Source organism: uncultured Jannaschia sp. (assembly GCF_947494055.1).
Classification (GTDB): Bacteria; Pseudomonadota; Alphaproteobacteria; order Rhodobacterales; family Rhodobacteraceae; genus Jannaschia.
Genome location: NZ_CANLTR010000132.1, coordinates 1 through 1,178, shown reverse-complemented (window position 1 = coordinate 1,178; position 1,178 = coordinate 1). Strand labels below are relative to the sequence as shown.

1 protein-coding gene is annotated in these 1,178 nt (G+C 60.4%); it reads left to right on the top strand.

Translation table 11 applies throughout. The annotated features are described in order from the left end of the window. Window positions 1–111: 111 nt before the first annotated feature. Window positions 112–1,178 (top strand): transposase family protein (locus Q1A87_RS23465; protein ID WP_299657258.1); only part of this gene is annotated, 1,067 nt, incomplete at its 3' end.

The window sequence follows — 1,178 nt, the reverse complement described above, 5'->3', positions numbered from 1 at the left end:
GTGTCGCGTTGCCTCAAGGATATTGCTACCCATCGGCGCCGTTGCCTCATCTAATCTGTTACCTGCGAGGTTGGGCTTGGTCATGATGTTCTCGCCGTGAGGGAGGAGATCATGAGAAGCAAGATGACCCATGCCGCTCGCATGGAACTCGCCGATGCAGTCCGAGATCGCTACTTGGCCTCAACGAACAGGGACAAGCGCAAGATCTTGGACGAGTTCGTTGCGACGACAGGATACCATGAAAAATCTGCAATCCGTGTTCTGAACACTCCGTCCGGACCGAAGCGGCGCCAGACCCGCCAACGGCCTTCGATCTATGACGAGGCGGCGCGCGGTTCCTTGATCGTGCTCTGGGAGGCCTCCGACAGGATTTGCGGCAAGCGACTGAAAGCCTTGCTGCCCATCTTGCTGCCGGCGCTGGAGCGCAATGGGCATTTGAAGCTCGAGGAGGAGATACGCCACAAAGTCCTCTCGATGAGCGCCTCTACGATCGACCGCTTGCTCCGGGTGCCGAAGCGGACGAACAGCAGGAAGAAGCCGAGAGTCGTGTCGGAGCCCCAGCGGCGCATAAGGATGCGCACCTTTGCCGATTGGGGCGATCCTCCTCCCGGCTGCATGGAAATGGACCTGGTCGCGCATTGCGGAGAGGTCAATCGCGGCAGCTACGTCCATAGTTTAGTGCTGACCGATATCGCCAGTGGATGGACGGAAGCCGCGCCGATTGTCGTCCGAGACGGTACCCTCGTCGTCGAAACGCTCGAACGCCTGCGCGTTGGCTTGCCCTTCGCCCTGACGGCTTTGGACGTGGACAATGGTAGCGAGTTCGTCAACGACAAGCTGATCGGATATTGCCTCGGTCACGGCATCGAGCTCACCCGCTCCCGACCCTACCGCAAGAACGATCAAGCGTGGATAGAGCAGAAAAATGGCGCGGTCGTGCGGAAGCTCATGGGCTATCGGCGTTTCGAGGGCTTGGCGGCGGCGCGGGCCATCACGCGCCTCTACGGCGCATCCCGGCTGTTCGTGAACTTCTTCCAGCCCTCGTTCAAGTTGGCCTCCAAGCAGCGCGATGGCGCGAAGGTGACCAAGCGGTATCATCCGCCCCAGACCCCTTGCGAGCGGCTTCTGGAAGCAGAGAGCATGCCGACATCCACCAAGAGAGAGTTGCGCGAGATCGC